Origin of the sequence: Ignatzschineria ureiclastica, from assembly GCF_003121845.1 — a bacterium.
Classification (GTDB): Bacteria; Pseudomonadota; Gammaproteobacteria; order Cardiobacteriales; family Wohlfahrtiimonadaceae; genus Ignatzschineria; species Ignatzschineria ureiclastica.
The window spans coordinates 607341-621981 of record NZ_QEWQ01000001.1; the positions used below are offsets into that span (position 1 = coordinate 607341).

The 14641-nt window shown below is 42.3% G+C and carries 13 protein-coding genes; all 13 read right to left on the reverse strand.

Going from position 1 to position 14641, the window contains the following annotated elements; translation table 11 throughout:
• Window positions 1-44: 44 nt before the first annotated feature.
• The 13 genes from DC083_RS02525 to DC083_RS02585 all read right to left on the reverse strand — a co-directional run bounded on the left by DC083_RS02525 (window position 45) and on the right by DC083_RS02585 (window position 14634).
• Window positions 45-731, reverse strand: a complete 687-nt coding sequence (locus tag DC083_RS02525; RefSeq protein WP_109188675.1) for a murein L,D-transpeptidase catalytic domain-containing protein — start codon at window positions 729-731, stop codon at window positions 45-47.
• Window positions 732-873: 142 nt separating this feature from the next.
• Complete coding sequence (gene mog, locus DC083_RS02530) at window positions 874-1443, reverse strand: molybdopterin adenylyltransferase (protein WP_109188676.1); 570 nt, start codon at window positions 1441-1443, stop codon at window positions 874-876.
• A gap of 163 nt (window positions 1444-1606) precedes the next feature.
• Entirely contained in the window at window positions 1607-3070 is a 1464-nt protein-coding gene (locus DC083_RS02535; RefSeq protein ID WP_229822247.1) for an NADH-quinone oxidoreductase subunit N, read from the reverse strand.
• 12 nt (window positions 3071-3082) lie between these two features.
• Window positions 3083-4597, reverse strand: a complete 1515-nt coding sequence (locus tag DC083_RS02540; protein WP_275667251.1) for an NADH-quinone oxidoreductase subunit M — start codon at window positions 4595-4597, stop codon at window positions 3083-3085.
• A gap of 9 nt (window positions 4598-4606) precedes the next feature.
• The gene (nuoL, locus tag DC083_RS02545; protein ID WP_109188677.1) at window positions 4607-6640 is read right to left on the reverse strand and encodes an NADH-quinone oxidoreductase subunit L; all 2034 of its coding nucleotides are present in this window, start codon (window positions 6638-6640) and stop codon (window positions 4607-4609) included.
• A gap of 2 nt (window positions 6641-6642) precedes the next feature.
• On the reverse strand, window positions 6643-6951 hold the full coding sequence (gene nuoK / locus DC083_RS02550) for an NADH-quinone oxidoreductase subunit NuoK (protein WP_109188678.1): 309 nt from the start codon (window positions 6949-6951) through the stop codon (window positions 6643-6645).
• A 1-nt stretch (window position 6952) separates the two neighbouring features.
• Window positions 6953-7630, reverse strand: coding sequence for an NADH-quinone oxidoreductase subunit J (locus DC083_RS02555; protein ID WP_109188679.1), 678 nt, complete (start codon window positions 7628-7630; stop codon window positions 6953-6955).
• 9 nt (window positions 7631-7639) lie between these two features.
• The gene (gene nuoI / locus DC083_RS02560; RefSeq protein WP_026878784.1) at window positions 7640-8131 is read right to left on the reverse strand and encodes an NADH-quinone oxidoreductase subunit NuoI; all 492 of its coding nucleotides are present in this window, start codon (window positions 8129-8131) and stop codon (window positions 7640-7642) included.
• A gap of 21 nt (window positions 8132-8152) precedes the next feature.
• Window positions 8153-9205 (reverse strand): NADH-quinone oxidoreductase subunit NuoH, encoded by a 1053-nt coding sequence (gene nuoH / locus DC083_RS02565; protein ID WP_109188680.1) that lies wholly within the window; start codon window positions 9203-9205, stop codon window positions 8153-8155.
• Complete coding sequence (gene nuoG, locus DC083_RS02570; RefSeq protein ID WP_109188681.1) at window positions 9206-11536, reverse strand: NADH-quinone oxidoreductase subunit NuoG; 2331 nt, start codon at window positions 11534-11536, stop codon at window positions 9206-9208.
• On the reverse strand, window positions 11536-12822 hold the full coding sequence (gene nuoF, locus DC083_RS02575; RefSeq protein WP_109188682.1) for an NADH-quinone oxidoreductase subunit NuoF: 1287 nt from the start codon (window positions 12820-12822) through the stop codon (window positions 11536-11538). The genes nuoG and nuoF overlap by 1 nt, the downstream gene beginning before the upstream one ends.
• Entirely contained in the window at window positions 12822-13343 is a 522-nt protein-coding gene (locus DC083_RS02580) for an NADH-quinone oxidoreductase subunit NuoE family protein (protein ID WP_109188683.1), read from the reverse strand. Before DC083_RS02580 ends, nuoF begins: the two co-directional genes overlap by 1 nt.
• 31 nt (window positions 13344-13374) lie before the next feature.
• A complete protein-coding gene (locus DC083_RS02585; RefSeq protein ID WP_109188684.1) occupies window positions 13375-14634 on the reverse strand; it encodes an NADH-quinone oxidoreductase subunit D in 1260 nt (419 codons plus the stop codon).
• Between the last annotated feature and the right edge of the window lie 7 nt (window positions 14635-14641).

Below are 14641 nucleotides of genomic sequence, written 5' to 3' on the forward strand. Positions count from 1 at the left end.
TATACTATTTCCGACCATGATGACGATTGACTGGTTTACCGTAACTATTCAAGGTAATAGGCCCATAATAAAACCGGTTTCTGCTTAGTCTGTAGTAGCGCATCAACTTTTCGCATAGTTTCATCATCAACCACTGGGCAACCTTGGCTAAAACCTAAAGGGAGATAGGCCGGATATTGCTCTTCTGTCGGAATCATATCAAATGAGTGCAACACAATATAACGCTCAAAAGCCTTATCATTGGTGGGTTCTAACCCATGCAATTTATAGTGAACATGAATGCCCCATTTGCTCCAAGCTCGTTCTCCAATCCGATATTTGCCAAGAGATGAGGTGTAACTATTGGGAATATTGCTAAAGACAATCTCCTGATTACTACTCTCAAACCCCTTATTACCATAACCATGAGCGACTAAGCTCTCAATCACCGGCGCTTGCTCGGCAAAACTCCATACAAAAAAACGATGGGTGCCAGAATGTCGCCCAAAATCGATCAAAATCACATGTTCTAAATCAAAATCATGCGCTTTAGCATATTCATACGCCTCACCCGCCCGCACTTTAAGATCAATCGGTGAAAAATGGGGATCTTGCTTTGCAATCTCAATCGGCGATTCTGTTCCTTTATCAAAGTACATCGGAATCAACCATAATCGATCCCGAAAATAGTACATAGAGCCAAGACCGGCAATCAGTAGTAAGAGCAATAAACTGATTAATAGACGTTTCATACATCCTTTATGAGACACAGAGAAAAAGGGATTTAATGCTTAAAAAAGAGCAACTGTCAGCAACTCTTCCATGAGCAACTGACCTTCGTGAGTAACCATTAATCCCTGACAAAATCGATACTATCTAGTATCTTGAGTTCTTCTACTTCTTCTTTGGCCGGAACGCACTCGTTACCGCTTCATTGACTTCAATATAACCTGCACCAATCAGATCAAGACAGTAAGGAATAGCGGCGAAAATACCTTGAACTAGGATATTCCCTGCTTCATCTTTTACACCAGCTAATGTCTCTTCAATGGCTCGAGGACGACCGGGCAGATTGACGATTAACGTCTCTTTACGAATCACCCCTACCTGCCGAGAAAGAATCGCTGTAGGTACGAAATGAAGGCTCACTTGGCGCATCTGTTCCCCAAATCCCGGCATCTCTTTATCTGCCACGGCTAACGTAGCATCAGGTGTTACATCTCGTTTAGTGGGCCCTGTACCGCCAGTTGTGAGAATGAGATCACAATGTTCATTATCGACTAAATCTTTAAGTGTTTGTTCAATCAACGGTTGTTCATCGGCGATTAAACACTCATGAAAGCGAATCGGGTTACGAATTGCTTTTGTCAACCACGCTTTAAGATGTGGAATCCCTTCATCTTGATAAACGCCTTGGCTTGCTCTATCAGATATGGATACAACGCCTATCGTAATCTCTTGCATAATCTCCTCACTATTTTTAGTATTCAATCATAGATAATTTTGGGTCAATATATAAAAAAGAGTTCCCGATACCGTAGTATCTGATAGAACTCTTTTCAAAGTAGATGATACCACTATATCTCTATATGGTGATTCATCTTCCCTATTTCAATACTTCAATCACTTAGAGGAAAGCGTAAAGCAATGATGGTGCAACACCTAGTACCACTAAAGCAAGTGCATTCACATTAAAGAATACCCGGCTTAAACCCGTTGCTTCAATCGTTAACTCACGACCTTGCACTTCTTCATCAAAGAACATCACTTTCACAACACGTAAGTAGTAGTAAAGTCCAATCACTGAAGTTAAAAGTGCAATGATCACAGTAAAGATATAACCTGCATTAAAGGCGGCTTTGAGTACCACAAATTTCCCATAGAAACCAACGAAGAATGGAATACCGCCCATAGAGATCATGATCGCTGCCATTAAAAGTGCATACCAAGCATGTTGGCGAGCAAAGCCTTTTAAGTCATCAATCGCTTGCACTTCCTTGCCATTTACTTTCACCGATAGCATAAAACCAAAGGCAGCGGTCGTTGTCATCGCATAAGTAATGGCATAGAACATTCCTGCACTTAAAGCAGCATCACTTTCTGCTGTAACTAGTAGGCCTAATAAGATAAAACCCGCATGAGAGACTGCTGAATAACCGAGCATCCGGCGAATATTATCTTGTTTCAATGCCACTAAATTACCGATGATGAATGAGATAATAGAGATTGCGATGATAAATGGTTGCCATTGACCGGCAAATTCACCTACCGCACCTAATAAAATCCAAACACCCATCATGAAGGCGGCTACTTTCGGTGCAGCTCCAATAAACATCGCAACAGGTAATGGTGCACCCTCATAAACATCCGGTACCCAACCATGGAATGGTGCTGCACCTAGTTTAAAGACTGTTCCTACAATAAGAAACGCTGTTGCAAAGAGCACTAAGCGTGATTGACTATCTGTCATACCATTGGCAATAACCGTGCGAATATCTTCAAACTGTAGAGAGCTTGTTGCCCCATAGAGTAGCGCCATACCAAAGAGTAGAATCGCTGATGACATTGCCCCCATAACGAAGTATTTCATCGCAGCTTCCGTACTCTTATTGTTACGGCGATTAAGCGCCACCAAACCATACATCGGTAGAGACATTAACTCAAGACCAACATAGACCATCAGCATACTTGCCGCCGAGACTAATACTAACATCCCTAACGTACTGAGTAATACTAACGCATAATACTCCGCCGTTACGATATTTTGCTCACCGGCTCGGCCATAGCTATAGACTAAACCGAAAGCAACAATCACAACCATCGCCACTTTTAAGACAAGCAGTAACGGGTTATAGTTGATCTCACCAAACCAGAAATGGTTACTGATTACAATGCCTTGTGTAACATCGACATTGTATAAAACGATACTGATAATACCCGCACCGAAGAGCCCGATAAGGCTCAATGTGAAGAGCATTGATTGCTTCGCATTCTTATTGAGGCTCTCATATAACAAGATGACAACGATCATACCCATTAAAAAGATCTCAGGAAGAGCAACGAGCATATCTGTCAGATTTAATTCCTTCATTTTTAACTTCCTTTAGAATTGACCTGTCAAGTGAGTAATAAGTCCATCAATCGTTGATTGCATTAAATTCGCAATAGGATCTGGCCAAACACCAAATAATACGATTAATACAGCTAATGAACCCAATAAGAACCATTCTCTACCATTAATATCTTTCATCTGTCTTACGTGCTCATGGACGATATCGCCTAAAATCACACGTTTTGTTAACCAAAGGTTGTAAGCAGCACTTAGAATCAATGATAACGCAATCAGAATCGCAATATAAACAGAGTAATGGAAGCTCGCGAGAATCGTCCAGAACTCACCGATAAAGCCTGAAGTTCCTGGTAATCCTGAGTTTGCCATCGTAAAGAAGATGAAGAAGGCACCAAATACTGGCATGCTATTAATCACACCGCCGTAATCGGCAATTTCACGTGAATGGATACGATCATAAAGCACACCAATACAGAGGAACATCCCTGCAGATACAAGGCCATGAGAAATCATCTGCATCATACCGCCTTGAAGCGCCATCTGCATTGCTTCAGGGTCAAGTACATTCCCGCCCAACATCGCAACAGGAAGAATAAATGCTAACGTCACAAATCCCATATGAGAGATAGAGGAGTATGCAATCATCTTCTTCATATCACGCTGAACTAATGCCACAAGTGCGATATAGAGGATTGCAATCACACTTAAGCCCACGATTAACCATGAGAAATAAGCGGCGCCCAAAGGTGCAATCGGTAACATGAAACGTACGAAACCATACCCCCCAATTTTAAGGGTAATCGCTGCTAGAATTACTGAACCACCGGTAGGTGCTTCAACGTGCGCTGAAGGCAACCAAGTATGCACAGGGAACATCGGCACTTTCACCGCAAATCCAGCAAGGAATGCGAGGAAAAGCCATTTTTGAGTTGATTCCGCTAATGTTAAATTTTGGAAACCGATAATATCGAAGCTACCGCTTTGTAGATAGAGGTAGATCAATGCGATCAGTAAGAAGATTGACCCTAAGAATGTATAGAGGAAGAACTTAAGAGCCGCAGTAATACGGTTTGGTCCACCCCAAACACCGATAATGAGGAACATCGGGATTAACATCGCTTCGAAGAATACATAGAAAAGAATCCCATCTACTGAAGCAAAGATCCCGTTCATTAAACCTTCGAGGATTAAGAAAGCGGCAAAATATTGATTAGGCCGATCTTTGATAATTTCCCATCCCGCAATAACCACTAAAATCGTCACGAAAGTGGTTAAGACAATAAAGGGCATTGAGAAACCATCTATCCCTAAGTGGTAGCTGATGCCAAGCTCACTGCTCCACACCATCTGTTCCACAAATTGCATACCACTGATACCAGAATCAAATAGGAATAGTAGTGGTAACGAAATAATAAAAGCAAGAATAGCAAAGGCAAGCGATAACCAACGGACTCGCGTGGGCTCATTACCCACAGCAAGCACAATGAGTCCGCCGAGAATCGGAAGCCAAATGACTAAACTTAACCAAGAGATTTGCATTGTGTCCATTGTTTATTCCTAGTTAAAAAATACGACCCAAGTCATAAGTGCCAATAAACCAACTACCATTAAGAAAGCCATATGGTAGATGAACCCTGTTTGAATGCGACGAATACCAGCACCTACAACAGAGGCAACACGAGCCGCACCAAAGACAATTCCTTGATCGATAATCTTATCGTCAATTTTCGTCCAGAAGAAGCGACCTAATGCCACTGCCCCATTGGCAAATACTTTTTGGTTTACATCATCAAAGTAGTATTTATTTTCAAATACTTTATAAAGACCGATTTTCTCAAGGAACTCACGACCTTTCACTGCAACTTTCGGATGAATTAAGAAGCTATACCATGCCGTAGCAATACCCGCTAAAGTGAGGTAGAACGCCGGTGCAGTTAAGGCCTCTTTTGTCATCTCCCATGAGCCATGGAAATTATTTTTCATAAACTCAGTGGCAGGATTCACAATATTGTCGATATAGACAGAGTGTTCAAGGAATGTATTCTCAAACATCATCGGTGCCATATACCAACCTAGAATGATCGATGGAATCGCAAGTAAAATAAGCGGTAATGTTACAACCCAAGGTGACTCTTTCGGCATCTCTGGTAACACACTCTCATCATCGCCATGATGATCATGTCCTAAAGACTCATCAACGGTATAACGCGCTTTACCATGGAAGACTAAGAAATACATTCTAAAGGTATAGAGTGCGGTTAAGAAAACACCGATCTCAAGTGCTAAATGGGCAAAACCTGAACCAAACGCTGTGCTATGCTCAAGCGACCAGATAATCCCCTCTTTTGAATAGTAACCTGAGAAGAATGGCATCCCCACAAGCGCAAGTGAACCAATTAAAGTGGTAATCCAAGTAATCGGCATCTTCTTCCGAAGCCCACCCATATAACGCATATCTTGAACGTGACTCATACCAATAATGACAGAACCTGCACCTAAGAAGAGTAATGCTTTAAAGAATGCGTGCGTCGTTAAATGGAAAGCGGCTAATGAGTATGCTGATGCCCCTAATGCCACAGTCATATAACCAAGCTGTGAGATTGTCGAGTAAGCGATAACCCGTTTGATATCGGTTTGGAATAATCCTAAGATTCCCATAAAGAGCGCAGTAATTGCACCTAGAATCATCACCATTGACAGAGCCGTTGTTGATAATTCATAGATCGGCGACATTCTCGCTACCATAAAGATCCCTGCTGTTACCATCGTTGCCGCATGGATTAACGCAGAAATTGGCGTTGGACCTTCCATTGAATCTGGTAACCAAACATGTAAAGGAACCTGTGCCGATTTACCCATAGCGCCGATAAAGAGGAATACCGCCGCAAAGGTCATCATATTCCAATCAGTCCCTAAGAAATGGATACTCCAATTTGTACCAGCTACTTGATTCATAGTAGATATTTCATCAACTTTAGAAAATACATCTGTATAGGTTAATGAACTAGTTGCATACGCCACACAAGCGATACCGATAATAAAGCCAAAGTCTCCAACGCGGTTGACTAAGAAAGCTTTCATATTGGCATAAGTTGCGGTTGGCTTTTTAAACCAGAAACCAATCAAGAGATAAGAGACTAAACCAACGGCTTCCCAACCAAAGAAGAGCTGCATGAAGTTATTAGACATCACAAGCATCAACATTGAGAAGGTAAAGAGTGAAATATAGCTGAAGAAACGGTTATAACCAGGATCCCCTTTCATATATCCCACCGAGTAGAGATGAACCATCGTTGATACCGAAGTAATCACGACCATCATCATTGCCGTCAGGTTATCCACCATAAAGCCCACACCCACACTTAATGAACCTGTGTTCATCCAAGTATAGAGATTCTCATTGAAAATTGGTGCACGTCCTGTCATGTGTTCAATTAACACAAAGATCGAAAGTGCAGCTGCGATTGCAACAAAGAGAATCGTGACAGTATGGGCTACTTTTTGATTAATGACCCTACAGAAGAGACCAGCAATCGCTGAACCCATCAGAGGCAATAAAACAATCAAAAGATAAATATATTTAAATTCCATTGTTAGCCTCTTAACTCTGTAATTTCATCGACATTAATATTGCCACGATTTCTGAATATTAATACCAAGATCGCAAGACCAATCGCTGCTTCTGCCGCTGCAACTGCTAACGTAAAGAAGACAAAAATTTGTCCATGTAAATCGCCAGAAAACTGTGAGAACGCCACAAAGAGAGTACTACTTGCTAAGAGCATTAACTCAATGCACATTAAGAGCACAATCAAATTTCTACGATTAATAAAGATTCCCGCCGTACTAATTCCGAATAGAATTGTCGAGAGAATAATATAATCATCAATAACAAGATTCATATTACTTTTCCTCCTCTTGTGTGACTGCATCAGCTTCCTCTTCCTTGACAGGCGCCGGTGCTAAAACTGCTGAATCCATTTTTACCATCCGTACACGTTTGGTAGGATCCGCTTTAATCTGCCAACCCACAGGTACATCTTTACGACGAAGTGGTCCAACGCGATGCGTTAAGGCAATCGCTGCAATCATTGCAACAAGAAGAATCAAGGCTGTTGCTTCAAAGGCATAGATATATTCCGTGTAGAGAATGACACCAAGCTCTTGAGCATTCGTTAATTCTGCCCCTTCACGAATAGATTCAACTCCACCTGCAAGCGCAAAGTTCTGAGTAATAAAGCTATCGCCCCCTAAAGTCACCACTAAAATCTCAGCAATAAAAACGATTGCAACCAATACCGCAACCGGTAGATATTTCACTAAGCCTTTTTTCATCATATCGTGAGGAATATCGAGCATCATCACCGCAAAGAGGAAGAAAACCATCACCGCTCCACAGTAGATAATAATCAAGGCTAAAGCCAAGAACTCTGCTTGTAATAATAACCAACAGCAACTCACCATGACGAAAATCAGAACCAGGTGAAGTACTGATGTCATCGTATTCTTAGCGCTTACCACCCGAATAGCTGAATAGACGGTAATAAGTGCGAAGATATAAAATAAAATCTTAAATAACATCTTCTCCCCCTAGTACAATTTAGAGTCAAGCGCGCGATCGGCTGCGATCTGTACTTCATACTTATCGCCGAGTGCTAGCAGAGTCTCTTTAGTGATGATATTTTCCCCTTTCTCTTCCATGTGATATTCAAATACGCGAGTTAACACGATTGAATCTACAGGACAGGCCTGTTCACATAAACCACAGAAGATACATTTAAAAAGGTCAATATCGTAACGCGTTGTTCGACGAGTGCCATCGCCACGCTCTTCTGTATCAATAGTAATTGCTAATGCAGGACAAACTGCTTCACACAATTTACAACCAATACAGCGCTCTTCCCCATTAGGATAACGGCGTAGTGCATGCAACCCACGAAAACGATTCGATTGTGGTGTTTTTTCAAACGGATACTCGATCGTAAATTTCGGTCTAAAGAAATAACGAAAGGTAATTCCTAAACCTTTACGCAATTCTCTTAACGTAAACGTTTCGTAAAATGATTTTAAATATTTAAACATTGATTAGTCCTACCCTATTTCTTAAAACCATGGTTTTAAACCGATGCCATACATCACGAGTACTACCGCAATCCATACAAGTGCAATCGGAATAAAGAATTTCCAACCTAACCGCATAATCTGGTCATAACGATATCCCGGGAATGTTGCGCGAACCCAAACCATTGAGAAGAGGAAGAATGCCATCTTCAAAATCATCCAGAAAAGGCTATCTTGTGCCAAGAATGAGATCACTGGAATATTCTCAATCGCTTCAACCCCTGAGAGCGGTGCAAGCCAGCCACCAAAGAAGAGCAAGCTCATCAATGCAGACATTAAGATCATATTTGTATATTCAGCAAGGTAGAAAGTCACGAAGCCTGTTCCTGAATACTCAGTGAAGTAACCTGCAACAATTTCTGATTCCCCTTCTGTCACTTCAAATGGAGCACGGTTTAATTCCGCAAGACCGGCAATAAAGTAGATCACTGCCATTGGTAATAATGGAATAAAGTACCAATTAACTAACCCTAAGCTACCTGATTGCGATTTCACAATTTCAGAGAGATTCAAACTTCCTGAAATCATGACAACGGTAATCAACGCAAAACCAATCGCAAGCTCATAAGAGATCACTTGTGAGGCACTTCGGATCGCCCCGAACATGGCAAATTTAGAGTTTGATCCCCAACCACCAATCAATGATGAATAGACCCCTAAAGAAGTCATTGCAAGAATAAAGAGAATCCCTGAATCCATTGATGAACTGATCCAATTATCTTGGAAAGGAATCACTGCCCATACTGCAAAAGCCGTTGTTACAGCCACAAATGGGGCGATTAAGAACATCGCCTTATTCGCAGCTGAAGGAATAATCCACTCTTTGAAGATCATCTTCATTAAGTCAGCAAAGGGTTGTAACAAACCTTTAGGACCCACACGATTTGGCCCTAAACGGATATGCATATATCCCAGAATTTTACGTTCTGCAAATGTTAAATACGCTACAGATAAAACGATCGGTAGAAAAATCGCCAACGTCTTAAGTAGAGCCCAAACAAGCGGATAATGAATAATCGCCATGATGATATCCATCTAATTTGCCCCCTTGATAAATTGATAAAAAGGTGTCTGCCCCGCATATTCTGTCGGAATTCGAACACATCCAGGCGCTACTTTTGTTGACACTCTAGAAGTGAAACGGCTCTCTTGATTTAAAATCGCCATTACTTGCGCTTCATCACTGCTATTGTTAAATGCAATTCGTGCACGACTTGCTAAAGGCGTTTTTTGTAACGCTTCACCACGACGAACATAAGCATCCACTGAGTAGATTGAAGTCGTTGGAATCGCCATTAACCCTGCCTTTGGCACAGCTTGATAATTAAAGGCAATTGCCCCTTGAGTATTATCTGCTGCTGTTAATTGTGCTTCATGCGCCAAACGCCATTTTGCCAATACATCTTCAGAACTGATATACCCAAAGCCTGGCAATTCAAATTGATTACCAAGAACACGAAGAATCTTCCAAAGTGGACGAGCTTCTCCTTGTGGCATACTCGCTGCCTGCAGTGACTGTAAACGTCCTTCTAAGTTCACAAAACTCCCTGAACTCTCGGCCCAAGCAGCCGCAGGTAGAATGATATTGGCCAACGACTGTAGTGTTTTACTCGCAAACGGTGTAATCGCAACAACGGCTTCAGCAGATTTAAGTGCAGTGAGTACTTGCTCTGTTTCTACGAAGTCATGTTCAGGATCAATTGCGCCTACTAAAATATAAGCCTTGAGTGGTTTTGCAAGCATCGATGCAGTATTAAAACCATCCGTTGTAATCTGCGTTAACGCTGCACCAGAGCTATTTGCTCCCGCAGTAAAATAACCAAGACTTGCACCCGTTAAGCGTGCCAACTCAATACTTAATGCACGAATCGTTGCAAATTGTGGATGACTCATCGCCTCATCCCCAATCACAATCCACTCACGCTCGCCATTGAGTAACTGATCAGCAACGCGATCAACTAAGGCATTATCCACCGCTGTATCTGCATGAATCTCCGCAAATTCTAGCGCTAATGGTTGCCCTTTAGCTGTAGCAACACGTTTTACGACAGCCATTAAAGTACCAACCCAATCAAATGGGTGAGCAATTAATGAGGCATGCATTGAATGTAATTGATCCGCATCATAAGTCCCAAGACGAGAGACTTTCGCGCCATTTTTAACCGCATCTCTTAAACGAATGGCTAAAACAGGCACCTCCATGCGAGGATCGGCCCCTACTAAAAAGACCGAATCAAGCTGATTGATCTCTGTTAATTTAAGCCCTAATGAACGGAAAGCTGGCTCACTCTTTTCACCGCTAAAATCCCGTTGTTTCAAACGGTAATCAACATTTTTAAGATTTAACCCTGCTTTTAATTCACTAATTAACTGAAGCTCTTCTACTGAAGCAAGCGGTGAAACAAAGACACCTACTTGATCAGAACCATATTTTTGAATCGCGCCTTCAATAACAAGCTTCGTTGCTTTAAGCGCATCAGCCCAATCTGCTTGTTCTAGCACACCTTGACCATTATCGATCAATGGGAAATGAGCTCGATCTGCACTAAATAGCGCTTCATAACTGAAACGATCGCGGTCAGCAATCCAAGGTTCATTAATCTCATCATTACGACGAGATACCACTCTTGCTATTTTGCCACGTAATGTATGAATTTCAGTATTCGTACCAACACCATCATGAATCGAAATTGAATCATGATTCATATATTCCCAAGGACGCGCACCATATTTTGAAGGTTTAGCAGTTAATGCACCTACTGGGCAGATATCGATGATATTCGCCGAGACTTCTGAAGCAAGTGCATGCTGAATATAAGTGGAGATTTCTAAACGATCTCCACGATCTAATCCACCTAGCTCACGCATTCCTGCAATCTCATCGCCATAACGTACGCAACGAGTACATTGAATACAACGATTCATAAAAGTCTCAACGAGTGGACCAATATCGCTTTTCGGGAAATGACGTTTCTCTTCAGTATAGATTGAGTGATTTTGCCCATATTCAGCAGAAAAATCTTGTAACTCACATTCACCACCTTGGTCACAAATCGGACAATCAAGTGGGTGATTGATTAGCAAGAATTCCATAATGGCTTTTTGTGCTGCTCGTGCTTTTTCACTTCTTGTACGAACAATCATGCCATCCATAATCGGCGTTGCACAAGCAGGTGCCGGCTTTGGCATCCGCTCAACATCGACTAAACACATCCGGCAACTTGCGGCAATCGATAGCTTATCATGGTAGCAAAAACGAGGAATGGTAATCCCCTCCCGATCCGCAACCTCGATTAACATTGTGCCCGCAGGTGCTTGAAATTCCTTACCGTCAATATTTACGGTAAATATTTTTTCATTACTCATTATTGGGCTCCCTCAATCATACTTCTCCCATGCTCAATATAGAATTTGAACTCTTCTGGGAAATGTTTAATAAAGCTTAAAATAGGCGTTGCAGCCGCATCACCTAAAGCGCAGATTGTACGACCGCCGATATTATTAGCCACATGAAGCAGTTTATCGAGATCTTCAGGACGACCTTGCCCCTCTAAAATACGCTCAACCACACGATAGAGCCAACCTGTACCCTCGCGACATGGCGTACATTGACCACAAGATTCACTAAAATAGAAACTTGCAAGCGTCTTTAATACTTTAACCATGTCTGTTGTCTCATCCATCACGATCACAGCACCGGACCCCATCATTGAACCCGCTTTTTTCGCAATAGAATCATAATCCATGTTGGTTTCCATCATGATATGACCCGGAACAACAGGAACGGATGATCCTCCCGGGATAACGGCTTTAATCTTGCGACCTTTCCAGATACCACCGGCTAACTCTAATAGATCCTTGAAAGGTGTTCCCATTGGAATTTCATAATTTCCAGGTCTTTCAACATGACCTGAGATAGAGAAAATCTTCTGACCACCCGCACCAGGAATTCCATGATTCTTAAACCATTCTGGGCCATTTCTTAAAATACGACCCACCGATGAGAGTGATTCACAGTTATTGATTGTTGTTGGCTTACCATATAAACCGACAGCTGCAGGGAATGGTGGTTTAAAACGAGGTTGACCTTTCTTACCCTCTAAAGACTCTAGTAATGCCGTCTCTTCCCCACAGATATAAGCCCCCGCACCGAGCGCACCGTATAACTCAACAGAAATACCAGTCCCTTGGATATTCTCCCCTAAAAGTCCTGCATCTCTAGCTTCTTGTACAGCGGCCTCAAAGCGTTTAAACGGCTCTTCACTAAACTCTCCACGCATGTAGTTGTAGCCTACTTTTGCGCCGATTGCATAAGCCGCAATCGCCATGCCTTCAACGAGGGCATGAGGATTATAGCGAAGAATATCTCTATCCTTACAGGTGCCTGGCTCAGATTCATCTGAGTTACAAACAAGGTAACTGCTACCATCCGTGTTCTTCGGCATAAAGCTCCACTTCACACCCGTTGGGAAACCTGCCCCCCCACGACCGCGAAGTTCTGAAGCCTTCACCATCTCGATCACTTCTTCTTTCGAGAGTTCGCCTCTTAATATCTTCTTCCACCCATCGTAGCCACCTAAGCTCATGTAGGTCTCAATCGACCAAGGCTTATCGTGCCCGAGAGTGAAGTAACAAACTTCATTTCTAACCATTAGTTTGCCTCTTTCTTATCTGCTCTTGATTCGATACGATCGAGAATTTCATCAATTTTCTCAATCGTTAAATTCTCATGGTACACATGATTAATTAAAGCTGCGGGTGCTGCCGTACATGCGGCAAGGCATTCATCCTCTTTCTTCAACGAAAAAAGACCGTCAGGTGTTGATTCCCCGGCCTTAATACCTAAACGGTTTTCCACGTGTGCTAGGATCTCTTCGGCGCCACGAAGCATACAAGAGATATTAGTACAGATAAGAAGGGCATTCTTACCACATGGTTTCAATTCAAAGTTGGAATAAAACGAGGCTACCTCATATACCGCAATCGGCGGCAACTCAAGATAATCAGCAATGGCATCCATCAATTCTGTTGTTAAATAACCGCCATTTTCATGCTGAACTTCACGCAGTGCAGCAAGCAGTGCAGATTGCTTCCGGTCTTCCGGGAAGCGCGCTAGCCAGCGATCAATCTCTGCTCTCGCATGGCTACTTAAAATGCTTTCTCTATTTTTCATTTTCGCTACTCTATTTCTGTCGTTCGTAAAATTAGCGGTCGATGTCCCCAAACACTAAGTCTTGTGTTCCGATAATCGCAACTAAGTCAGATAACATGTGACGGTGCACCATCTCTTCGGTGGCCGAAATATGGGAGAATCCAGGCGCTCTCAACTTAACACGATAAGGTTTATTCGCCCCATCTGATACTAAATAAACACCAAACTCACCCTTAGGATGCTCAATCGCAGCATAGGCTTCACCCTCAGGCACACAAAAACCTTCTGTAAAGACTTTAAATTGCTGAATCAGAGATTCCATTCCCTCTTTAACATCGCGTCTTTGTGGAATTGTTACACGACTATCTTCCGCCATTACTGGCCCTTTGTTCTCACGAAGCCAAGCAATACATTGCTTCATAATATGTGCTGATTGCACCATCTCTTCTAAACGAACTAAGAAACGATCATAACAATCACCATTTACGCCAACAGGCACTTCAAAATCAAGCTGATCGTAAACTGAATAGGGTTGTGTTTTACGTAGATCCCAAGCAACACCTGAACCACGAAGCATAGGCCCTGTAAAGCCTAGTTCGATCGCGCGCTCTGCAGAGACAACACCAATACCGACAACACGACCTTTCCAAATACGGTTTCCTACAAGAAGGTCCCGATACTCTTTCATGTTTTGATTGACAAAACGGTCACAGAAATCTTCTAAGAAGTCTAATACATCTCCTTGACGTGCCGCATTGATCCGTTCAAGTTTCTTTTTCGATCTGAACTTACTCGGCTCATATTTAGGCATCTGGTTTGGTAGATCTTTCGCAACGCCGCCCACACGATAGTAGAATGGGTGAATACGTGCGCCGGTAATTGCCTCTTGCGCATCGTAAAGTTCTTCACGATCACGGAAACAGTAGAGGAGCATCGCCATCGCACCTAAGTCATGACCATGTGAACCGAGCCACATTAAATGGTTCATGATACGTGTTGCTTCATCCATTAACACCCGGATATATTGTGCTCGAATAGGTACTTCGATACCGAGTAACTTCTCAACCGCTAATACAAAAGCATGCTCATTATTAAGACATGAACAGTAGTCTAAGCGATCTAAGTAACCAATGGATTGCGTATAAGGTTTCGCTTCCATTAATTTCTCAGTACCACGATGAAGCAAACCTACATGCACATCGGCACGCTCAACAGTTTCCCCACGTAGCTCAAGAATCAAACGCATTACACCATGCGCTGCTGGATGCTGTGGTCCAAAGTTAATCGTATAATTTTCAATATTAGTTGTCATAACTCTC

Coding starts and splice junctions, on each gene's coding strand:
- mog (WP_109188676.1), bottom strand. CDS start 1,443: ATGCAAGAGATTACGATAGGCGTTGTATCCATATCTGATAGAGCAAGC.
- DC083_RS02525 (WP_109188675.1), bottom strand. CDS start 731: ATGAAACGTCTATTAATCAGTTTATTGCTCTTACTACTGATTGCCGGT.
- DC083_RS02540 (WP_275667251.1), bottom strand. CDS start 4,597: ATGGACACAATGCAAATCTCTTGGTTAAGTTTAGTCATTTGGCTTCCG.
- nuoK (WP_109188678.1), bottom strand. CDS start 6,951: ATGAATCTTGTTATTGATGATTATATTATTCTCTCGACAATTCTATTC.
- nuoG (WP_109188681.1), bottom strand. CDS start 11,536: ATGAGTAATGAAAAAATATTTACCGTAAATATTGACGGTAAGGAATTT.
- DC083_RS02535 (WP_229822247.1), bottom strand. CDS start 3,070: ATGAAGGAATTAAATCTGACAGATATGCTCGTTGCTCTTCCTGAGATC.
- nuoL (WP_109188677.1), bottom strand. CDS start 6,640: ATGGAATTTAAATATATTTATCTTTTGATTGTTTTATTGCCTCTGATG.
- nuoF (WP_109188682.1), bottom strand. CDS start 12,822: ATGGTTAGAAATGAAGTTTGTTACTTCACTCTCGGGCACGATAAGCCT.
- DC083_RS02585 (WP_109188684.1), bottom strand. CDS start 14,634: ATGACAACTAATATTGAAAATTATACGATTAACTTTGGACCACAGCAT.
- DC083_RS02580 (WP_109188683.1), bottom strand. CDS start 13,343: ATGAAAAATAGAGAAAGCATTTTAAGTAGCCATGCGAGAGCAGAGATT.
- nuoI (WP_026878784.1), bottom strand. CDS start 8,131: ATGTTTAAATATTTAAAATCATTTTACGAAACGTTTACGTTAAGAGAA.
- nuoH (WP_109188680.1), bottom strand. CDS start 9,205: ATGGATATCATCATGGCGATTATTCATTATCCGCTTGTTTGGGCTCTA.
- DC083_RS02555 (WP_109188679.1), bottom strand. CDS start 7,630: ATGTTATTTAAGATTTTATTTTATATCTTCGCACTTATTACCGTCTAT.